The 20,083-nt window shown below is 64.9% G+C and carries 19 protein-coding genes; 9 read left to right on the top strand and 10 right to left on the bottom strand.

Translation table 11 applies throughout. From position 1 onward, the window contains the following. Window positions 1-115: 115 nt before the first annotated feature. Entirely contained in the window at window positions 116-400 is a 285-nt protein-coding gene (locus MP11Mi_RS06495; protein WP_420041475.1) for a hypothetical protein, read from the bottom strand. A 148-nt stretch (window positions 401-548) separates the two neighbouring features. Here MP11Mi_RS06495 and MP11Mi_RS06490 point away from each other — a divergent pair, with 148 nt between their 5' ends. From MP11Mi_RS06490 to MP11Mi_RS06480, 3 genes are all read left to right on the top strand, one after another. Further along, entirely contained in the window at window positions 549-1,091 is a 543-nt protein-coding gene (locus MP11Mi_RS06490) for a sigma-70 family RNA polymerase sigma factor (protein ID WP_420041474.1), read from the top strand. Between the two features lie 5 nt (window positions 1,092-1,096). Further along, window positions 1,097-1,777: an anti-sigma factor gene (locus MP11Mi_RS06485; RefSeq protein WP_420042030.1), complete on the top strand. Its 681-nt coding sequence runs from the start codon at window positions 1,097-1,099 to the stop codon at window positions 1,775-1,777. Window positions 1,778-1,882: 105 nt separating this feature from the next. Next, a complete protein-coding gene (locus tag MP11Mi_RS06480) occupies window positions 1,883-3,580 on the top strand; it encodes a cytochrome c biogenesis protein DipZ (protein WP_420041473.1) in 1,698 nt (565 codons plus the stop codon). A gap of 30 nt (window positions 3,581-3,610) precedes the next feature. On the opposite strand, the gene MP11Mi_RS06475 is transcribed toward MP11Mi_RS06480, so the two are convergent. The 3 genes from MP11Mi_RS06475 to MP11Mi_RS06465 all read right to left on the bottom strand — a co-directional run bounded on the left by MP11Mi_RS06475 (window position 3,611) and on the right by MP11Mi_RS06465 (window position 5,736). Continuing rightward, window positions 3,611-4,513 (bottom strand): helix-turn-helix transcriptional regulator, encoded by a 903-nt coding sequence (locus tag MP11Mi_RS06475; protein WP_420042029.1) that lies wholly within the window; start codon window positions 4,511-4,513, stop codon window positions 3,611-3,613. Window positions 4,514-4,644: 131 nt separating this feature from the next. Then, window positions 4,645-5,196: an AAA family ATPase gene (locus MP11Mi_RS06470; RefSeq protein ID WP_420041472.1), complete on the bottom strand. Its 552-nt coding sequence runs from the start codon at window positions 5,194-5,196 to the stop codon at window positions 4,645-4,647. Window positions 5,197-5,316: 120 nt separating this feature from the next. Then, window positions 5,317-5,736 (bottom strand): GNAT family N-acetyltransferase, encoded by a 420-nt coding sequence (locus MP11Mi_RS06465; RefSeq protein ID WP_420042028.1) that lies wholly within the window; start codon window positions 5,734-5,736, stop codon window positions 5,317-5,319. 463 nt (window positions 5,737-6,199) lie between these two features. Here MP11Mi_RS06465 and MP11Mi_RS06460 point away from each other — a divergent pair, with 463 nt between their 5' ends. Next, window positions 6,200-7,150 (top strand): SDR family oxidoreductase, encoded by a 951-nt coding sequence (locus MP11Mi_RS06460; protein WP_420041471.1) that lies wholly within the window; start codon window positions 6,200-6,202, stop codon window positions 7,148-7,150. 17 nt (window positions 7,151-7,167) lie between these two features. Here the strand turns inward: MP11Mi_RS06460 and MP11Mi_RS06455 are convergent, their stop codons facing one another. From MP11Mi_RS06455 to MP11Mi_RS06435, 5 genes are all read right to left on the bottom strand, one after another. Next, complete coding sequence (locus MP11Mi_RS06455; protein ID WP_420041470.1) at window positions 7,168-8,586, bottom strand: sensor histidine kinase; 1,419 nt, start codon at window positions 8,584-8,586, stop codon at window positions 7,168-7,170. Further along, window positions 8,583-8,840 carry a response regulator gene (locus MP11Mi_RS06450; RefSeq protein WP_420041469.1) on the bottom strand — a complete coding sequence of 86 codons (258 nt, stop codon included), beginning with the start codon at window positions 8,838-8,840 and terminating at the stop codon, window positions 8,583-8,585. The genes MP11Mi_RS06455 and MP11Mi_RS06450 overlap by 4 nt, the downstream gene beginning before the upstream one ends. A 308-nt stretch (window positions 8,841-9,148) precedes the next feature. Then, window positions 9,149-9,601 carry a D-alanyl-D-alanine carboxypeptidase family protein gene (locus MP11Mi_RS06445; RefSeq protein WP_420041468.1) on the bottom strand — a complete coding sequence of 151 codons (453 nt, stop codon included), beginning with the start codon at window positions 9,599-9,601 and terminating at the stop codon, window positions 9,149-9,151. Window positions 9,602-10,071: 470 nt separating this feature from the next. Beyond that, window positions 10,072-10,566: a hypothetical protein gene (locus MP11Mi_RS06440; RefSeq protein ID WP_420041467.1), complete on the bottom strand. Its 495-nt coding sequence runs from the start codon at window positions 10,564-10,566 to the stop codon at window positions 10,072-10,074. Between the two features lie 203 nt (window positions 10,567-10,769). After that, the gene (locus MP11Mi_RS06435; RefSeq protein ID WP_420041466.1) at window positions 10,770-11,540 is read right to left on the bottom strand and encodes a siderophore-interacting protein; all 771 of its coding nucleotides are present in this window, start codon (window positions 11,538-11,540) and stop codon (window positions 10,770-10,772) included. A 383-nt stretch (window positions 11,541-11,923) separates the two neighbouring features. On the opposite strand from MP11Mi_RS06435, the gene MP11Mi_RS06430 reads away from it, so the two are divergent. The 5 genes from MP11Mi_RS06430 to MP11Mi_RS06410 all read left to right on the top strand — a co-directional run bounded on the left by MP11Mi_RS06430 (window position 11,924) and on the right by MP11Mi_RS06410 (window position 16,871). Further along, window positions 11,924-12,784 (top strand): ABC transporter permease, encoded by an 861-nt coding sequence (locus tag MP11Mi_RS06430; protein WP_420041465.1) that lies wholly within the window; start codon window positions 11,924-11,926, stop codon window positions 12,782-12,784. After that, entirely contained in the window at window positions 12,781-13,851 is a 1,071-nt protein-coding gene (locus MP11Mi_RS06425) for a taurine ABC transporter substrate-binding protein (RefSeq protein WP_420041464.1), read from the top strand. The genes MP11Mi_RS06430 and MP11Mi_RS06425 overlap by 4 nt, the downstream gene beginning before the upstream one ends. Before the next feature lie 9 nt (window positions 13,852-13,860). Beyond that, window positions 13,861-14,646 (top strand): ABC transporter ATP-binding protein, encoded by a 786-nt coding sequence (locus MP11Mi_RS06420; protein ID WP_420041463.1) that lies wholly within the window; start codon window positions 13,861-13,863, stop codon window positions 14,644-14,646. Between the two features lie 224 nt (window positions 14,647-14,870). Continuing rightward, complete coding sequence (locus tag MP11Mi_RS06415; protein WP_420041462.1) at window positions 14,871-15,911, top strand: NAD(P)-dependent alcohol dehydrogenase; 1,041 nt, start codon at window positions 14,871-14,873, stop codon at window positions 15,909-15,911. Between the two features lie 276 nt (window positions 15,912-16,187). Continuing rightward, window positions 16,188-16,871 carry an MspA family porin gene (locus tag MP11Mi_RS06410; RefSeq protein WP_420041461.1) on the top strand — a complete coding sequence of 228 codons (684 nt, stop codon included), beginning with the start codon at window positions 16,188-16,190 and terminating at the stop codon, window positions 16,869-16,871. Between the two features lie 68 nt (window positions 16,872-16,939). On the opposite strand, the gene MP11Mi_RS06405 is transcribed toward MP11Mi_RS06410, so the two are convergent. After that, window positions 16,940-19,858 carry an FAD-binding and (Fe-S)-binding domain-containing protein gene (locus tag MP11Mi_RS06405; RefSeq protein WP_420041460.1) on the bottom strand — a complete coding sequence of 973 codons (2,919 nt, stop codon included), beginning with the start codon at window positions 19,856-19,858 and terminating at the stop codon, window positions 16,940-16,942. Between the last annotated feature and the right edge of the window lie 225 nt (window positions 19,859-20,083).

Here is a 20,083-nt window from a genome sequence, read left to right as displayed (position 1 = left end):
CAGCGCGACGGCACGCTCGCAGCTTGAAGGATCTCGATCGCTCGTCGAAGCTCGGCGCTCGCCTTCACGAACGAAACGAGAAATCAGGCCGAATCAGTCACGTCCAGCGCTTCAACTAGTTGGGGGACATCGGTGTAGGTGCCATTTGCGTCGGGGTCATGCCGTCGGGGGACATCTTCTTCTCGGACGGGGTCATCATCGACTTCTCCGACGGAGTCATCATTGACGAGGAGTCGGGGGCCATCATCTCGCTCGTAGGCGACATATCGTTCGATGCAGGTGACGAGTCGTCGTCGTTGTCGCCGCAGGCGGTCAGGAAGGCTAGTGCTGCGGTCGCGGCGAGCACGGTGCCTGCCACGGGGCGGAGCATTCGGGGAGCGCGCGCAGAGGTATTCGTCATGGCTGCCTTTCAGTCGTGAAGGCGCGACGGTCGTGCCTTCTTGCCCGCAATTCGAAGCAGTGACTCGAACAGATTGGTCCAGAATGAAACCCATCCGCCGTCGTGTCGGTCTCGAATGGAGGGTGTGAAGTCTGTGGACGAGATTGCGATGACCATTCGCCTCGACGCGCTGCTGGAGCGGGTCGCCGACGGTGACCCGGAGTCGTACGCGGACCTTTTCGACGCGTTGGGGCCGCGCTGTCTCGGGCTCGCGCGGCGGGTGGTCGCGAGCGGGGCGCTCGCTGAGGAAGTAGTGCAGGACGCGTGGCTGCAGGTGTGGCGGGAAGCGGGCGCGTTCGACAAGGCACGTGGCTCGGCGACCACCTGGATCATGACAAAGGTGCACCGTCGCGCGGTCGATACAGTGCGGCACGACATTGCCGCCGCGCGGCGCGACGTGGTCTATGAGGCGCGACGTCCCGTCGAGTTCGACAATGTGAGCGAGTCGGCCGTCGAACGCGACGAAGCACGACGTGTGCGACGGTGCCTCGACACATTGACCGGCAAACAGCGCGAGGCGATCGACCTCGCATACTTCGCCGGACGAACGTATGGCGAGGTCGCGACCGACCTCGCGGTCAACCCCGCGACGGTCAAGACGCGTATCCGCGACGGCTTGCAACGCCTGCGCACCTGCATGGGAGCTCTGTGACAGACATGGACGGTGACAACCAGTACCACCCGGTAGGCGAGTTGGCGGCACTCGCGGTGAACGCGGTCGACGACGTCGAACGACGACGCCTCGAACACCATCTCGCCAGATGCGCCGCCTGCCGCGACGAGCTCGACACCCTCCGACAAGCCTCCGCGCTGTTGTCGACCGACGAGGAACCGGTGCCCGACGACCTGCGGCGGCGAGTATTGGCTGCGGTCGACGAACCGAGACGACGATCCTGGACGCGAACGCGGATAGCGGCCGCAGCCGCGTGCATCGTCGTTGCTGCCGGTGTCGGGGGAGCGGTGTGGACGACGCAACGCGGTGACCGGCCCGCAGTGTCGCACGATCACACGATGGACCAGGTGCTAGCCGCCCCGGACATGCGCAAGGCGAGCGGCGCGGTCGGCGACGGGAGCGTCGCGGCGATGTACTCGCCGTCCCACCGGGCGACGGTCGTCTCCGTCGACGGGTTGCCAGGGGTGGAACCGTCGATGGGCTATCAGGTCTGGATCACCGTCGGCGGCGCGATGAAGAGCGCGGGGGTGGTGTCGCCGGGGAACTCGTCATCGGTGGTGATGACCGACATGGAGCGTCCCGTCGACGTCGGACTCTCAGTGGAGCCGATGACCGGTTCATCGGAACCGACATCACCGATGGTGGTCTCGTTCCCGATCCGCTGACAATTGGTGCTCGGGCCAATCCATCGGGTCCTCGACGTCGAATCACGGGCAGGTCGAATCACGGGCAGCGGGTCCGTGGGCGACGCCCGAGCGAGGAGACATGTTGTGCTGTCGGTGATTTTGGTGGGTCTGGCAGGGGGTCTGGTGACCGGTGTGTCGCCGTGCGTCCTGCCGATGCTGCCGATCGTGTTCGTGACCGGCGGTTCCGGGGGCAAGAGCGACACGGAACGAAAGAGCAGTAGGTGGCGGACTCCCGCGATCATTGCCGGCATCGTCACCAGCTTCAGTGCCATCACCCTGCTGGGGACTCTGATTCTGAGCGCCCTTGGCCTGCCGGACGCGTTTCTGCGCTGGACTGGAATCATCCTGCTGGTGTTGATCGGCGTCGGTCTCGTCGTCCCGAAGGTCTCCGAGCTGTTGGAGCGTCCGTTCGCGCGAGTGCCCGCATGGACGAAGGTTACTCGGCGCGGCGGCCCGTACATCCTCGGGATCGGGTTGGGAACCCTGTACGTCCCGTGTGCGGGCCCCGTGCTCGCTGCCATTTCAATCGCCGGAGCGACCGGCCAGATCGGTTGGCGCACTGTGGTGTTGACCGTCGCATTCGCGGTCGGAGCGGCACTGCCTCTGGCCGTCTTCGCGGTCGCGGGCGAGTCGCTGGGCCGGAGGCTGGCCGCGTACCGCAGCCGGCAGCGGACGTTCCGGATCGTTGGCGGCATCGTGCTGATTGGGCTAGCCGTCGCATTGGTCTTCGACGCTCCGGCACGGTTGCAGACCGCGTTGCCTGGTTATACGGCGTCGGCCGAACGTGGACTGTCCCAGTCGGATGCGGTGAACTCGGCACTCGGGCGTGACACCGGCGGCGCCGCTGTGTGCCAGGGGGAGGGCGACGGGTTGGCCGACTGCGGTGCTTCGCCGGGCTTCAATGGTGGTGGCACGTGGTTCAACACGGCTGACGGGTCACCTATCAGCGCAAACGACTTGGCAGGCAAGGTGGTGCTCGTCGATTTCTGGACGTATTCGTGCGTCAACTGCCTGCGTGACGGGCCGCATGTGCGGCGCTGGTACGACGCGTATCGCGACGCGGGTCTGGTAGTCGTCGGCGTGCACACGCCGGAGTTCGCGTTCGAGAAGGACAGCGGCAATGTGGCGTCGGCGATCCGCGACGAGAAGATCACCTACCCGGTGGTGCAGGACAACGACTATCGGATCTGGACGGGGTTCGCGAACCGCTACTGGCCAGCGAAGTACCTTGTCGACGCCAAAGGTCAGATCCGCGCGGCCAGCTTCGGGGAAGGCCGCTACGGCAACGTCGAGTCGAACATCCGCACACTGCTGCGCGAGGCGAACCCGGCGGTGAAACTGCCCGCGCCAGTCGACGGAGCTTCTGACGATGCGATCCCCAGCGGCCCCCAGTCTCCGGAGATGTACCTGTCGCCCGCTCGGTCGGAGGGAGCCTACGCCGGGGCGCCGACGAGGCTCGAGATAGGCACCCGAGACTTCATGTTCGGCGCCTCCCAGCCAGCAGACTCGTACGGTCTGTCTGGGCGTTTCGAGGTAACCGACGAGTCGGTGATCGCCCGATCCAATGCGCGTGTCCGACTGATCAGCTCTGCCGACAGAGTCAACGCGGTTCTCGGCGGGCAGGGGAGGGTGATCGTCCACCAGGAAGGGATGCCCGACCGCAGCGTCGACGTGGCGGGGGTGCCGAGGCTCTACCGCGTCGCTGACGGCGGCGACCGGGACCGCACACTCACCTTTGACGTGCCGACCGGAGTGGCCTTCTACACGTTCACCTTCGGCTGACCGAGCGTCCGTCGGCTATCGACACTGCGATCACGCTCGCGCATCTCGGATTCGGTCGCGGGCGGTCCAGCCGTCGCTGCCAGGAGGGAGCTCGGCGGCGGTCGCATCGAGGTCCGCTGCGAGAAGCTGGATCTTCTCGTAACTGTCGGATCCGGGAACCGCTGTGTAGACGAGGAGCATGTTGGCCTGATCAGGGTCGTGAAGGGTCTGGCATTGCAGGTCGACCGTGCCCACGAGCGGGTTTACGAAGCGTTTCTCGGACTTGGGCGCGATACCGATTTCGTGCTCGGCCCACACTCGCCGGAACTCCCCACTTTGTGCGGAGAGCATGGTGACGAACGATTCTGCGGTCGAGTCTGGCCCTCTCCGTGCCCGGACTGCTCGCAGTCCTGCCGCATACATCCGTGAGTAGTGATCGTGATCGGCTTCCGGGTAGAGGTCCCGAGTGGATTCGTCGGTGAACCAGCGGTAGCCGATGCTTCGGGCGGGTCCGGTGAAGCGGCATAGGTCGCCGACGAGCGCCACACTCAAGCGAGTCTGATGGAGCGTCTCGCCTAGCTCGGTGACGATCTCGGCGATGGTGTCCTCGCGGAGCCGGTCGAAGATCCGCAGCATGCCCGGGCTGACGTGCTCCCGGTCGGCTTCCCGCGTCGGCGGCTCATGTCCGGCGAGTCGAAAAAGGTGATCGCGTTCGTCTCGCGACAGGCGCATGCCCTGGGCGATCGACCCGATCATCTGTACCGAAGGTGTCGGTCCAGCCTGTCGCTCCAATCGGGCGTAATAGTCGACCGACATGTGGCACAACGCTGCGACCTCCTCACGGCGCAGGCCCGGTGTCCGACGACGTGCACCGGCACGCAGGCCGACATCGATCGGCTGTAGCGCCGCTCGACGTCGGCGCAAGAATCCGGCGAGGCCCTCACGATCGATCATGTCCAGCATTCTGCTCTCCTTGTCGGTAGCTGGGCGAAGCGTTCTCGGGGTATCTCAGGGCCACCTCCTCTCGCTAAGGTCGCCTGGCCTTTTCGAATTCAGATGTCTTGTCGCGCACGAATTCGCCGGATCTACGTCACGTCTCCGGAAAGCACGCACTTTCGATTGTCAATCGACTCGCGGACGGCTGCCACGCTGGCGTCTATGTCGAGGTCGCTTGTATCGATGGCGTGGTTGTCGTACCGATCTAGGTCTGAGAATTGATCCCAGAGGTCAAGGATCGGGTCGCGGTCGACCAGCGCTCCCGGAGCGGTCCGGTCTTGTGCCCGCTTCAACGTGGTCTGGCGGTCCGGCCGGAGGACTACATAATGGAGGCCTACCGAGGGGTGCTGGGAAGCGCACGCGCGGTAGTGGTGGAGCATCCATGGGCCGACGATGCCGTCGACGACCGTTATGTAGCCTCCGCTGGCGTAGCCGAACGAGGCTGTCGCGGTCACGCTGACGACGGTTTGGTTCTGGACGTCAGACTCGGGGAGGTAGGGGGCGATCGCACCCGAGACTATTGCGTGCCAGAAATCATCAGTGTGTAGGTGGACCGCCCGGCTGTAGCTCCGTGCGAGACGGTGCGCGACCGTAGTCTTCCCCGCCCCAGGAGGGCCCGACACGATGATCACCTCAGTCATTCACGACTCCGTTTCCTCGTCTCGTCGGCGAGGTGACGGATCGAAGCGCGCAGCAACTAGAGAAGCCGCAGGACTACCGCCGGCGATTCGCCGCACCTCCTGTCTTGCCTGGTAACGACCTTAGCGGCCTACCCCTTTACGCCTGGTCATGAGATTGTTTTCTGCCACAAAGCCGCAGCGCACGTACAACGGGACTGACTTCCGAGTGGGGGAGAGAACAACTTTTGAATGTCCTGATCGGTCCGCGTGCGCGATTGCCTCAGTAATCAGTCGCTGCCCTACCTGACGACGCCGATAGTCCTCCAGAACGAACAGGTGCCCCAGATATCCCCATACCCCTGCTGCCTGTTCACGCGGGCTCGGCAACCTCGTGTGCTCGGTCAAGCACACCATCCCGACAGGGGCCGCCCCCAGACAGGCGACCAACACTGTCCTGCAAGGGGCGCTCATCCACTCGTCGACAGAGTCGGCGAACACCTGATCGCGACGCCACGGGCCAATGCTTGGATCGTCCTCGCGAGCCCACTCCCAGCGCAGCATCGCAATCGACTCCGCGTCGCCGCACACGCTGACTACCGCGGAATGTTTGGCGGACACAGACCACTCCCTGATTCGCCCCGGGTTTCGTGGAGGCTCGGTTAGTTGGATCCGGCCTCGGTGAGGGCCGGGTTCTTACGGTAGTGCTCGTGGGGCTAGGTTGCCCGGTGATTCGTCTCGTACTCGACGGGCGGGGCGAGCCCGATTTCGCCGTGAAGGCACCAGTGGTTGTACCAGTCGACGTTTCGGCGACGGCAATCTCGACGTCTCCGCGTTCTTCCCGCCGCCCTTGGCCGCAACGCCGGGTCGCTGATGCACTCGGCTTTCAACAACGAGTTCAGCGCCTTCGCCATTGCACGGACTATCCACTGATCGTCAAGCCCTGGATAGACCGGTAGGGGCCGGGAACACTCGAAGACACGCCGACTACCGGCATCAACGGAAGACCCAGGTGAGGAGATCACTCATGTCACGCACGAACCCGGAAACCGCCGTTCCCGTCCCTGACCTTTCCGATCAACGGGCGATCGTGACCGGAGCGAGTGACGGAATCGGACGGAGAATCGCGACTCGGCTGGCTGCGGCAGGCGCCGAAGTGATCATGCCGGTGCGGAATCAGACGAAGGGCGAGCATGTGGTCGCAGAGATTCTGGCCGCACAGCCGAGTGCCCGGCTCACGCTAGAGAAGCTCGACCTGTCATCGCTCGAGTCGGTCGCGAGACTCGGTGAGAAGCTGCGGGGTGACGGAACTCCCATCCACCTGCTCATCAACAACGCGGGGTTGATGACTCCGCCGAACAGGCAGACGACGGCAGACGGATTCGAGATCCAGTTCGGAACCAATCATCTCGGTCACTTCGCACTGACCGGCCACCTGCTACCGCTGTTACGCGCGGGCAACGGTCGGGTGACTTCGCAGACGAGTATCGCCGCCCGGCGAGCCGCCATCAACTGGGATGATCTGAACTGGAATGCCTCCTACGACGACGGCCGCTCCTATGCGCAGTCGAAGATCGCCTGCGCTCTGTTCGGACTGGAACTGAGTCGCCGCAGCCGACTCCAAGGCTGGGGCGTCACCAGCAACATCTCCCATCCCGGTGTTGCCCCGAGCAGTTTGCTGGCGGCGCGCCCTGAGGTCGGCCGCGACGCGGACACGATGAGTGTGCGCGCCATCCGATGGCTGTCGCGTCACGGGCTACTCGTCGGCACCGTGGAGTCCGCGGCGCTTCCAGCGGTGATGGCTGCGGCACTACCCTCAGCGAAAGACGGCGGGTTCTACGGCCCGACCGGACTCAGAGGGCTCGGCGGACCTCCCGGAGAGCAGAAACTGTGGACACCGATGCGGCGGCTCGACGATGCTGCTCGACTGTGGACTGTGTCTGAAGAACTCACCGGAGTTACCTTCGGTTCGTTCTGACCGTGACGTGTCATCGATTAGAACGAACCGTCAAAGTTCCGGCCGCCACGGGTCGTTGACGACTCGGGCCTGATCGAGCTGGACCTCACCGGGGCGGCGATCCGCACGACGAACTCGGTGACGTCGCCGACGCGCTGGTATGAGACGTCACCGCCGAGTAACTGCGCATTCTCTCGGGCAATCGCAAGACCGAGGCCCGCGCCGCCGGTACGGGTTCGGGCATCGGATGCCTTGTAGAGCCGTTCGAAGATTCGCGTCACATGGTCGGCTGGGACGCCTGGACCGTGGTCAGAGACGGTCACTGTCAGTGTTTCCTCGCGCTGATCCAGACGGACCGCGACAGGCTCGGCACCGTGGCGGAGCGCGTTACCGACCAGGTTGGTGACGACAGCGGTCAGTCGGCGCGGGTCGGTCACGAACACAGACGCTTCACCGCACACGGTCACATGCTGCCAGCCGCGACGGCGCAGTTCCTCAGTGATCAGCGCGGTAACGTCGACCGATTCGACTGCGATCGACGCTAAGCCGGCGTCGCGTCGCGTCATCTCGAGGAGATCCTCGACCAGAGACGCCAGCGCAGTGATCTCTTGCGACAGGATACGAGCCGCTCGGCCTCGCACTCCCGGGTCGTCGGCGAGTTCTTCGCCGAGTACTTCGGCAGTGGGTACGAGAGCGGCGAGCGGGGAACGCAACTCGTGGGAGACGTCGGCGACGAACCGTTTGGCGCGCTGCTCTTCGTCTCGCAGTAGTGATACGACGGCGACGTTCTTCTCAAGCATGTCATTGAGCGATTCCGTCATCCGGTGCAACTCCCGTACCCCGGTGGAGGGCATGCGGATAGACGAGTCGCCTCCATCGGCGATCTTTTCAGCAGTCGACTCCACGACGCGAAGGGGCCGCACCACCGCACGCACTACGAGCGCGCCGAACGCGACACCGAGGACTACCGAGCCTCCCACCGACAGCGCGAGCAGGATCATCAGACGATCCAGCTTGGCTTGGACACCTTCCAACGGACGCACCGTAAAGTACGCGACGTCATGAGGCGAGGATGGCCGATCGCGAGCCTTGTAACCTATCGCAACCCAGTCATTCGACAGCCGCTCGAACTTGTACAAATCCGGGCCCGCACTGTCCACCGACTCACGTAGGGAGTCGGGAATCTCTGAGGCGAGGGCGTGCGAGCCGCTGACGTCCCGGCCGTCGCGCGTCACGACCATGTTCGCAGGTGTCGGTAGGTCGCCGTCGGCGAGTTTGACCTGTGCGTCGATCTCGCGACTGAATTCTTTGTATGCATCCTGCTGGGCACTGTTGTAGACCCAGGACCTCGCAGACAGAGCGAGTGCACCGCCCGCGCCTAGGGCGGTTGCGCAGACGACGATCACCGTCCCGAGCATTACTCGGGACCGCAGACTCGGAAGAAGGCGCGAGATCACGGGACGACGCGGTAACCGAACCCGCGGACGATCGGGACATCGCTGATCGCCCGAATGGTCCCACATGCGCTGAACCCGTCCGTTCCAGGCAAACCGATGTCGAGGACCACTGCGTCCACGCCGTCGAGTATCGCAGGCAACTCGTCTCCCGGAGCGGTCGCTACGGCCGCCACCGAGTAGTCGAGCCGCTCAAGACTCAGCCGGCGCGCTTCGACTATCTGTGTGTCGTCTTCGATCAGAAGTACCTTTATCATCGTGGCCCATCTAGTGGTGACGTCGTGGCCGGTCACGGCTAGACACTCCCATGTCTCGGCTGCGTACGACGGTACGATGGCTTGACCTGGACTGGTCGACGGTACCGCCGATGTACCGACCCGGTAGGTTGCTGCGACGGCGTACAGACCACTCTGCTTGTCCTATGTCTCGTAAGATCATCGCTTGTGGCGGACAGTGTCGCAGTTGTGTCGCAAAATCACCACGTCTGATGAGAATCCGGTGAATTGGCTGCGCTCGTGTGAATGCGGGGTGGGAGAGCCCCTGGGGCACGACTATGGCGGCGGGATCACGCGGTGGAGTCTGCGCGCATCGGCGGACAATTGCCGTCCTCCGCAGTGAGCTCGTAATGCCACAGTTCGTTCGCGTACACCTGGCACAGCCCGAACTGGGCGCTACTACGACTCATCCAGTCAGCGGCGTCGGTCGGGCCGATATCGACGGCGAGGCCGAGCACATGTTTGGACCGGTCGGCAGGCAAGACATGCGTAGCGGCGTACTCATGTCCCTTTTCCCGAGTGGTCTGCTCCTGCAACGTTTTCTGAAGTTCGACGCTCCGCCAGCCGGAGGTGACTCCGATGTTGATCCCGTCGGACCGAGCTGCGCGTGCAGCGGCCTCGGTGGCGGCTCGCAGATCAGGATCGAGGCGCGACATGGCGGGAACATCCGCGAATGGCGATATCGGGTTGTCGTCCGGGATATAGCCGTCGACGTCGCCCGAGGTCGACGACGGATGGAGCATAGACGCTATGTTCGGCCGGTGGGTGGCGAGGGCGATGCCTACAGTCGCCACGATGGCCAGAAGGGCGACGATCCCGCCGAGTATCGCCGCACGGGACTGTGGATGCCGGTCGGATGACGATCGAACACGGGAACTCAATACGCGTGGGGGAAGTGGATAAACACTGTTTCCGGCGTTGATGTGCATAAATCGATCATCGGTGGGGAATGTCACGCCACGGTGGCGACGACGTCGTGCCGATGTGGCGGTCTTGTCGCAGAACGTCCGACTCCCTGTGAGATGCAGAACGATGAGATCGTGAGTGGGTTACCTCCGGTCCAACTTGGATTGCTGCTATGACCAGACCGAGACGTTTGGATTGGTCAGCGGTGGCTACCCCTCAGCAGGAGAGGCTCACGCCATAGCGGAAGCTGGTCTCGCGCCGAGCCTACGGCGGCACGGCGCGAGACACCGCAGTACCCGATGCCGTGTTAGCCGCCGTTGGCGACGGAGGCGGGCAGGCAGACGTTCAAGGATGCTTCGCAGCGCAGGTCGGAGATGTTGACGCGCTCGTGGAGCTGGTTCGGGACAATCGGCGCTGTGCCGTTGCCGTTAGACCAGTCCACACGGTTGGTGATGGTCATTTCTCCCGCCTCGTAGGTCTTTTCGACGTTGGCGTGTCCGGAGCTGTCGCAGTCTGCTTTGACGACGCGAGCCTGATCGAATTGGACCTCGTAGGAGCGGTAGCCCTTGAAGTATCCGGCGCTGTCTTGGTTGACCTGGACCCACGGCGACGACTTGGTCTTGTGATTGAAGGTGTCGGTGATCGGGACGATCGCGCCGACCGCCGGCGCCTGATCACAGTTGACGATGTCAGTCCAACCGTTGATGTAGGAGGCGTGCGCCTGGCCGGGCGTCCCGGCCAGTATCCCTGCGCCCGCGGCGGTGGCAGCCAACGCCGCGAGGGTAATTCTGCGTGTACGCATGCAGTACCTATCTTCTCAACGAGGCGGTGCCACGGCGACGGCAAACACCGTGGACGAGAAAACCGCGCTCAGGGAGTGAGCCTAACCGGTCGCACGTGATCCGTACTGACCATGAATGACCCCTCGGACTGGCACGAGTCCTATTGTTGCGTAAGGGTTCTCGGCTACCGGGTGGCGAGGAAGACGGGCGGGCTTCTTCGAGGTCAGCCCGGTGCGCTCTTGCCGTACCGCCAGTAGCCGCTGAAGTAGATGTCGGACTTCGGGACCGACCGGTCATTGACAAGGTGCCGTCGTACGCCGGTCGCCAACTTCTGCTCACCGGCTACCCAGGTGTAGAACTTGCCATCGCGTAGTCGTGCGTCGCGGATTCGTTCCGCAAGTTGGGTTCCAGGGACTTCATCATCGTTGTCGCGGACCACCCAGTGCATTTCAGTGCCAGCGGGCGCGCTCACATCGGTGACGACATCGTCGGCGTGCGGAACCTCGAGATAGACCGCAGCCGGCATGTCGTCCGGCGCGGTCTCCAGGATGGCCAAGACCGCGGGCACCGCGCTCTCATCGCCGATGAGCAACTGCCACTGAATATCGTCTGGCGGTAGAAAGCACATGCCCTCATCGAAGATCCCTGCGGGCGTACCCGGTTGCACGCGCTCAGCCCATGCGGAGGCGGGGCCGCCATCGCGGTGGCGAACGAAGTCGATATCGAGTTCCAGCGAATCTCGACGGAATCGCCGCACGGTGTAGTTGCGAACCCATGGACGTCGGGATTTGGGCTGTAACAGGAACTGCGCCAGCCATGCGTCGTTGGAGACGGTCGGCATCCGTAGCTGGCGCTGATCGTCCCGCGGAAAGAACAGTCGGACCATTTGATCGAAGCCTAGGTAGTCGAACGACTCTAAGCCCTCTCCGGCCAGAGTGATCCGGCGGAAGCTCGAACTGAGATCCTCGGTGCGACTTACCACCAGCTCGGTCATTCTCCGTGAAGCGGGGCGCTGGATCTTCGGCAGTACGCCCATGGAGTACGCCTTCCTTTGCTTGAACGCTGGTCAAGTTGACCACCATTGAAGTTAGGCTAACCTTAATTGAGATGTCAAGGCTGTCAACCTGAACGCGGTGAGACGCGGCGCAGAGTCGCGCTCCGCAGTGCCCGCTGCCTTCGCCGGTCCCGCCGAACCACGCTTCGAATACGGCATCGGCTCAACATCGGCGGCCTTAAGGCGCAGGCTGTGGCGGCCGCGGTCGAAGCAGTCGGCGCGCAACTGAAAAGATCACTGCGCGCGAATCTCTACCTTCTCGTGCCGGTACCGGGCATAGTTCCCGCTCGGGCCGCCCACGGGGCGGTGAGAGAGAGGAACCCATGGCCGGAGAACCCCCGCTACTGCGGGTAAAGAACGCCGTCGAACAATCGCTGCCAGACGCCGTCCGGTCGTGGCTGGTCCGGCTGGTCGCACTTGTTGTATTCGTCGCCGTGTGGTGGCTGATCACCAGCCTGCACCTGGTGGACCAGAAGTTCCTGCCCGCGCCCAACGCTGTCTGGGACGCCGCCGTCCGCGCCAGCACCTGGCATCAGGTAGCGCCGGGCGTACCGCGCGAAGTGCTCGGCGAACAAAACTATCTTCTGTGGGAACACCTGGTGGCGAGCCTGCAGCGGATCTTCGCAGGCGTGGGCGTCGCGATCGTCCTCGGGCCGATCGTGGGCTTCGCGATGGGTATGTCGAAGACGTTCAACACGATCACCGAGCCGTACCTGAACTTCCTTCGCGCGCTACCGCCGCTCGGCTACATCGGCCTACTCATCGTGTGGTTCGGGATCGGCGACACCTCAAAGGTCTGGCTACTGTTTCTCGCAGCCTTTCCGGCCATCGCGATCTCCACGGTCAGCGGTGTGCAGGGCGTCAGCCGCGACCAGATCAACGCCGCCCGCGCGCTCGGTGCGAACCGCCTGCAGGTGCTGACCGGTGTGGTGATGCCCGCGAGCCTGCCCGAGGTGATCAACGGCATTCGTATCGCCGTCGGCTTCGCCTGGACCACAGTCGTCGCCGCGGAACTCAACAACGGCATCCCCGGCATCGGCGGCCTGGCGTACCTGGCAGGTCAGCAGCTGAACGCACCGCTGACCATCGCCTGCATCATCGTCATTGGCATCACCGCACTGCTCCTCGATTCACTCATCAAATGGATCGGCGTGCTGCTGGTTCCGTGGAAGGGAAAGGCATGAGACCCGTCTTCCGCACCGGTCGCCGATTCGCGGCGCAGGTCGTGACCCTCGTCGCGATCGGGCTGACCCTGTCCGGCTGCATCGTCGAATCCGGACGGCCCGAACAAGCCCGCTCTATCGGCGCCGCCACGCCATGCCCCGTCGAACCCGACGAGTCAGTCACCGGCACCGTACGGATCGGCTGGCAGGAGATTCCGAACGGTGACCTGATCGTCAAAGACACCGGCCTGCTCAACACCTGCCTGCCCAATGTCAAAACCGAATGGAGCAAATTCGCCTCCGGCGGCGACGTGGTCCAGGCATTCGGCGCCGACTCGCTCGACATCGGTTTGCTCGGCAGTGCACCGGCAGCGAAGGCCCTGTCGGCGCCGCTGGACATCGATATGAAAGTGATCTGGATCCAGGACCGAATCGGGGCAGCGGAATCGCTCGTCGTCCGCGACCCGTCGATCACCAAGGTGGCCGAACTGCGCGGCAAACGAATCGGTGTACCTTTTGCGTCGACCGGTCATTACAGTCTGCTGACCGCGCTCGACAAGGCCGGAATCGGTTCTCAAACGCAAGTGATCAACCTGAGCCCCGACGCCATCCGCGGTGCCTTCAGCGGTGGACAGATCGATGCCGCATACATTTGGGAGCCGACCCTGAGCGAACTGACCGCCGACGGCGGAAAAATCATCACCACCAGCGCCGACGTTGGTGAACTCGGTGCCGCCACCTACGACCTCGAAGGGGCGCGCGGCGGGTTCGTGCGGGACAACCCGGCATTCGTGAAGATGTGGACGACGGTGCAGGGGTGGGCAGCGAACCTGATCAACACGGATCCGACAAAGGCCGCCGAACACATCGCAGGCCAGCTGGGTGTGCCGGTCGAACGCATCGCCGACCAGATCAAGGGCTACGACTACTTCGACGCCGCCACCCAGGCAGGGCCGGACTACCTCGGCGGACAGGTCGCTGGAGACATCCGCAGGACAGCGGAGTTCCTACTCCAACAGGGTGAGGTCCAGGGCGTTGGACCGGCGCAGCATTACACCGACGGCGTCTATGCGGGCGCGACGAGATGAGGGAACAAGATGAGCGGCACTGAACGCGTCGACCTGACAGGCGTCAGCAAGACGTACCAGACGTCGAGCGGTGCGACGCTGGCTTTGGAACCGACCGACCTGGCGATCGAACCGGGCGAATTCGTGTCGATCGTCGGCCCGTCGGGCTGCGGCAAATCGACCCTTCTCCGGCTCATCGCCGGATTCGAGGACGCCACCGAGGGAGTCGTCGAAGTGGGCGGGTCGCGGGTCACCGCACCGTCCGCCGATCGCGGGGTCGTATTCCAGGCGCCAACGCTCTATCCGTGGCTCACCGTACGCGGCAATGTCGAATTCGGACCGAAGGTCCGCGGCGTCAGCAAAACGCAGCGACGCGAGCAGGCCGAACGCCTGTTGGAACAGGTCGGCCTCGGCGACTTCGGTGACAAACGCCCATACGAACTGTCCGGCGGAATGCAGCAACGCGCGCAGATCGCGCGGGTACTGGTGAACGATCCCGGGATCGTCCTGATGGACGAGCCTTACGGCGCCCTCGACGCATTGACCCGCGAACGGCTGCAAGTGGATCTGCTCAAGCTGTGGCGCGAGGCCGGCAAGACCATCGTCTTCGTCACCCACTCGGTCGACGAGGCCGTCTTTCTGAGCACCCGGGTGATCGTTATGTCGGCCCGACCGGGCCGCATCGTGGTCGACAGCGAGATAGCCCTTCCCGGCGACGGTCCCGGCGTGGTGCGGGACCGGTCAGTGACGGCGACCACCGAGTTTCAGCGACTGAGAACCGAACTGGCGGAAGCGATCTACGCAGCGCACGACTGAGCGCAGGTGTCTGCCGCCACGGCGGCACGGAGGCAGCCGTACCCTTCGGGCCGCCTGATTACCTGACGCAGACTTGCGGGTCTCGCATGCGCGCTCACGCATGCGTACGATCGGAGGATAGCGTCGCCGCCGCACCGGGGCCGGTTCTCGTGTGCGGACGCCATATCCCGGCGCGACGCCGTCCACGACCAGACCCAGGTCTACAGCTGATTCAGGAGACACTCTTGCTGACTGTCAAGGCATACGCTGCACCGTCCGCCACCGAACCGCTCGTCCCCACCACCATCGAACGACGCGATGTCGGCGCGAACGACGTTCTGATCGCCATCGCGTACGCCGGTGTCTGCCACTCGGACATCCATACCGTCCGCGAGGACTGGGGTCCGATCACCTTTCCGCAGGTAGTCGGCCACGAGATCGTCGGTGAAGTCACCGAGGTCGGCGGCGACGTCACCAAGTTCGCCGTCGGCGACCGCGTCGGCGTCGGCTGCATGGTGAATTCGTGCCGCGAATGCGAGAACTGCGTGGCGGGCATGGAGCAGTACTGCCTCGCGGGCAACACCGGCACGTACGCGTCGGTCGATCGCGACGGAACCATCACGCAGGGCGGGTACTCGACTCACGTCGTCGTCGACCAAGACTTTGTGCTGCGCGTCCCCGAAGCCATCCCGTACGAGGCTGCCGCCCCGCTGCTGTGCGCGGGCATCACCACGTATTCGCCGCTCGCGCACTGGAACGCCGGACCTGGCAAGCGTGTCGCCGTCATCGGCATGGGCGGCCTCGGTCATATGGCCGTCAAGATCGCGTCCGCGATGGGCGCCGAAGTGACCGTCCTCTCGCAGACCTTGTCGAAGAAGGACGACGGTCTCGCGTTTGGTGCGACGGACTACTACGCGACGAGCGACAAAGAGACATTCAAAACCCTGCGCAACACTTTCGATCTCGTCATCAACACGGTGAGCGCGTCGCTCGACTTCGACCGCTACGTCAGGCTGCTCCGGTTGGACGGCGTGTGGGTGAACGTCGGTGCCCCCGCAGAACCCGTCTCGATGCGCGTCTTCTCACTGTTCGCCAACCGCCGGTCGTTCGCCGGCTCGAACATCGGCGGCATCGCCGAGACTCAGGAGATGCTCGACTTCTGCGCCGCGCACGGCATCGCCCCGGAGACCGAACTGATCTCGGCCGCCGAGATCAACGACGCCTACGAGCGCGTCCTCGCCAGCGACGTCCGCTACCGGTTCGTCATCGACACGGCCACCCTCTAGCCGGAACCCAGCGGAGCCGCGACCCCCGATTCGGATGGCGAATCGGGGGTCGCGGTTGCTCGTCCGGACCCTCCGGAGGTCCGGACTTGTCCGGACCGGACAAATTCTTTGGCGCTCTGACCAGCTAGTTCGTCCACTTTTCGGTTTCTCGATGTGGAGAACTGCGGCAGAGGGCGTGAGATCGATGGCAGGAGAAACCTCCCCTGAAACGCGGGCCTGCCGCCGCTCAGTTCTCGCCTCGGACCGCACGGTCCGCGTCACTGTAAGGAGATCGTCGTGTTGCGACGAACCACCACCCTGCTGCTCTTGGCCGTAGTTGCGGCTTTCACGATGGTGTCGGCATTGGTCGCCGGCCCGGCAGTCGCCCAGACCCATCACACCCGTGAGGGTGTCAACATCACGCTCGACTCGAGTCGACTAAAGGCCCGTAAGGTCGCGCCCCTCGACTCGTCGCCGTTCTCCGGTCAAGCACTGCTGACGTCCGACGTCCATGCCGCGATCGCGGGAATCGGCGACAAGAAGGTGCAGGCGACCGTCGAACTCGGCTACAAGATCGGGTACCCGGTCTCCGTCGCGCCGACCGGCGTCAAGATCACCGCGCACACCCCGGACCTGAAGCTGTCGGGCGGCGTCAACGCGAAGGTCTCGCCGAACGTGACGATCTCCGGCACCGGTGGCGGCGGCTCGCTCGGTGACATCGGCCTGGAGGCCGGCGCGGAGTCGACGGTCATCCCCGCCGCAGACCTCGAGTTCGAGGTGGGCGCAGGCAAGATCACGACTGTCCCGCTCGCCGAGTTCGCGATGACGAAGCCGACCGCCGACGTCGTCCTGTCCGGTGTCGAGCTCAATGTCTCCAACGCAGTCGGCCCCATCTCGGTGCAGCCGTTCGCGAAGATCTCGGTCACCACCGAGACCGGCGTCTACGTCTACTACGACTACGGAAAGACCACGCGCATCTGAGCGTGAACCGATGAAGACCTGACATGCGTCTGTCGGGGGGATGCATGTCGAGGGGTAGGGCGGGACGGCTATATGTCGTCCCGCCCTCGTCGTCGTTCGGGGGCCGGATCGAGAATCTGGGCGAGGTGTGCGGACGCGTCCGACGACCGATCGCCGGTCAACTGCCGCACCTGCATGTGACAACTGAAGCCGTCGGTGAGGACCGTCGCGCCGTCGCTATCACGCAGTGCAGGCGCCAACGCCTGTTCGGCGACGGCCATGCTCGTCTCGTAGTGGTCGGCTTCGAAACCGAAGTTCCCGGCCACACCGCAGCACCCGGTCGCCTCCCGGACGTCGCGTACGCCGACCGCTCGGAGTGCGCGCTGCTGGACGGCCGAACCGAACACCGAGTATTCGTGGCAGTGCGTCTGCACGACGACCTCGCCGGGAACTCCCGGGGCCGGCGTCCACCCTGCCGAGGCTTGCGCAGTGACCTGCTCGGCGAAGCTCCTGATCCGCTTCGACACCCGTTCGGCGGCGTCCGTGTGCACGAGTTCGGGCAGATCCTTCCGCAACGCGGCCGCACAGCTCGGCTCGACGACCACGATCGGACGGTCGGTGCCGTCGTCGAGCGTCTCGGCCGCATGGTTGAGCTTCTTCTTCGCCTGGGAGAGCTGGCCGGTAGAGATCCAGGTGAGCCCGCAGCACACGTCGGTGCGGACCTGCGGGTGGTGTCCGGCGTCTTCGACGACGCGACACGCGGCGGCCGCGACGTCCGGACGGAATCCCTGGGTGAACGAGTCGACCATCAACACGACGTCGGCGTCGCCGGCCGGCGTGGGGCGCGCGAGCAGCCGCCGCAGGGTGCGACGGGACGCGAATCGCGGCAGATCCCGTTCGGTGGTCAGTCCGGCCATCCGTAGAGCCGCATTCTTGAGCGGCGACGCCAATACCGCGTTCACCGCGGGCGCGGCCCGCGACATGATCGGCAGCCAACGAGGCAGCCAGCCTAGCGAGTAGTGGGCGGCCGGACGGAGCCGCCGACGGTAGTAGTGGTCGAAGAACTCCGACTTGTACGTCGCCATGTCGACGCCCGTCGGACAGTCGGACGCACACGCCTTACAGGACAGACACAGGTCGAGCACATCGCGCACATCCTCCGAACGCCACCCGTCGTCGACGGTCGCCGCGCCGCGGATCATCTCCTGCAGCACACGCGCCCGGCCGCGGGTGGAGTCTTTCTCGTCGCCGGTCGCCCGGTAGCTCGGGCACATCACCCCGCCGGCGTGTGATCGGCACCGCCCCACACCGATGCACGACTGCACCGCGTCGACGAGCCCCTGGCCGGGCGGGGAGGCTGCGGTATCGCCCAACGCGAAGCTGGTCTGCCACTCCAGCACCTGAACTCCCGCCAACGCGAGATCGGCGACGGGTTCGGCGGGCGACACCATGATCCCGGGATTGAGCAGACCGTCCGGATCGAATACTGCCTTGAACCGGGAGAACGCCGCCAGCATCGTGGGGGAGTACATGATTGGCAGCAGACCCGATCGGGCGCGGCCGTCACCGTGTTCGCCCGACAGCGTGCCGCCGTGCCGCACCACGAGTCGAGCCGCAGCGTCAAGGAAGCGCGTCATGACGGCGCGGCCGGCCTCGGTGGCCTGGTCGAACGTGATGCGGATGTGCATGCATCCCGCACCGAAATGGCCGTACATGACGCCGATCAGATCGTGGTCGGCGAGTAGGTCGGTGAAGTCCGCGAGATAGTCCGCGAGGTTCTCCGGCGCCACCGCCGAGTCTTCCCACCCCGGCCACGATGTGATCGAACCGCCGCCGGGGAGGGGGAGCCGGGACGACAGCCCGGCGCCGTCCTCGCGGACCCGCCACAGGTTCTTGCGGAGCGTCTGATCGGTGACGACGGCACCGTCGAGCACTCGCCCCGCACCGTGCAGCCCGGTGAGTAGACGTTGCGCGTCGGCCGCCACCTGGTCGGGGCTGTCGCCGTCGAGCTCCACGTACAACCAGGCGTGTCCGGGAGGCAGCGCGGTGACCGAGTCGGCGCCGCGTCGTGCCCGCATCGTCGCGACGATCTGCTCGTCGATGCCCTCCACGGCCGACGGTGAGAACGTCAGGATCTTGGGGACGTCGCGGGCCGCGTCGACGACGTTCTGGTAGCCGAGGATCAACAGGAGGGCCGACGGCGGAACGTGCACGATCGACACGGTCGCGGCGACTACCACCGCACACGTCCCTTCGCTCCCGACGAGGGCGCGCGCGACGTCGAAGCCGTACTCGGGCAACAGATGCGACAAGTGGTAACCGGACACCTGCCGGGGGATACGGCCCAGTTCGGTGCGTAGCGCCGCCATCGTATCGCGCGTGAGGTCGGTGAGGTCGGCGGTCATCCGGGCGGCTCGGTCGACGGCCGCGGTGTCGGACGGGTCGCTCGCCCGGATCCCGGATCGTGTCGCGGTGACACGCGTTCCGTCCACTAGGACGAGGTCGAGGGCGACGACGTGGTCGGTGGTCCGGCCGTAGCGCACCGAATGGTTGCCGCACGCGTCGTTGGCGATCGACCCGCCGACCGTGGCGCGCGACTTCGACGACGGGTCGGGAGCGAACGTCATCGCGCCGTCGGTGTGGCGTTCAACGGCGCTCGCGAGATGAGCGAGTACCACGCCGGGCTGCACCGTCGCGGTCTGCGTGCGCGCGTCGATGTCGACGATCGTGTCCATGTGTCGGGACAGGTCTAGGACGAGGCCGGCTCCGACGGCGTTGCCGGCCATCGAGGTGCCGCCGCCGCGCACGGTCACCGTGATCTTTTCCGTGTGACACCACGCTAAAGCTGCGCTGACCTCCTCGGCGGTTCGCGGGAAGGCGATCCCGGCTGGCGGGATGCGATAGTTCGACGCGTCATAGCTGTAGGCGCCGCGTCGAGCACTCGACGTGTCGACCGCGATGGGGCAGGTGGTGAACTGCTTCTCGGTGTCGGTTGACTGTCCGCTCACTACGCGTTTCACTCTCAGCGTTCCCTCCCTCGGGTGCGCGCCTCGCGTCACAGGTCACGTCCTCCACGCCAGTCTTGCACGGAGTTCGGGCACAGTTCTCACAATTTCGACCCGGATCGGCCGTATTTCGGGTCCTGGGGCCATATACGTGAGGATTGTGCCCAGCGGCGACCACCCGCTCGCAGCCGCCTGTTCGTCTCTCGTTCATTCCCCCGATGACGAATC

Source organism: Gordonia abscondita (genome assembly GCF_032711245.1).
Lineage (GTDB): Bacteria > Actinomycetota > Actinomycetes > Mycobacteriales > Mycobacteriaceae > Gordonia.
The sequence above is the reverse complement of the archived record's forward strand: the minus strand, read 5'-3'. Positions and strand labels throughout refer to the sequence as shown.

Excerpts from the sequence above, each read along its gene's own strand:
- MP11Mi_RS06495 (WP_420041475.1), bottom strand. The coding sequence starts at position 400 with ATGACGAATACCTCTGCGCGCGCTCCCCGAATGCTCCGCCCCGTGGCA.
- MP11Mi_RS06490 (WP_420041474.1), top strand. The coding sequence starts at position 549 with ATGACCATTCGCCTCGACGCGCTGCTGGAGCGGGTCGCCGACGGTGAC.
- MP11Mi_RS06485 (WP_420042030.1), top strand. The coding sequence starts at position 1,097 with ATGGACGGTGACAACCAGTACCACCCGGTAGGCGAGTTGGCGGCACTC.
- MP11Mi_RS06475 (WP_420042029.1), bottom strand. The coding sequence starts at position 4,513 with ATGATCGATCGTGAGGGCCTCGCCGGATTCTTGCGCCGACGTCGAGCG.
- MP11Mi_RS06470 (WP_420041472.1), bottom strand. The coding sequence starts at position 5,196 with ATGACTGAGGTGATCATCGTGTCGGGCCCTCCTGGGGCGGGGAAGACT.
- MP11Mi_RS06465 (WP_420042028.1), bottom strand. The coding sequence starts at position 5,736 with ATGCTGCGCTGGGAGTGGGCTCGCGAGGACGATCCAAGCATTGGCCCG.
- MP11Mi_RS06460 (WP_420041471.1), top strand. The coding sequence starts at position 6,200 with ATGTCACGCACGAACCCGGAAACCGCCGTTCCCGTCCCTGACCTTTCC.
- MP11Mi_RS06450 (WP_420041469.1), bottom strand. The coding sequence starts at position 8,840 with ATGATAAAGGTACTTCTGATCGAAGACGACACACAGATAGTCGAAGCG.
- MP11Mi_RS06445 (WP_420041468.1), bottom strand. The coding sequence starts at position 9,601 with ATGCTCCATCCGTCGTCGACCTCGGGCGACGTCGACGGCTATATCCCG.
- MP11Mi_RS06440 (WP_420041467.1), bottom strand. The coding sequence starts at position 10,566 with ATGCGTACACGCAGAATTACCCTCGCGGCGTTGGCTGCCACCGCCGCG.
- MP11Mi_RS06435 (WP_420041466.1), bottom strand. The coding sequence starts at position 11,540 with ATGACCGAGCTGGTGGTAAGTCGCACCGAGGATCTCAGTTCGAGCTTC.
- MP11Mi_RS06430 (WP_420041465.1), top strand. The coding sequence starts at position 11,924 with ATGGCCGGAGAACCCCCGCTACTGCGGGTAAAGAACGCCGTCGAACAA.
- MP11Mi_RS06425 (WP_420041464.1), top strand. The coding sequence starts at position 12,781 with ATGAGACCCGTCTTCCGCACCGGTCGCCGATTCGCGGCGCAGGTCGTG.
- MP11Mi_RS06420 (WP_420041463.1), top strand. The coding sequence starts at position 13,861 with ATGAGCGGCACTGAACGCGTCGACCTGACAGGCGTCAGCAAGACGTAC.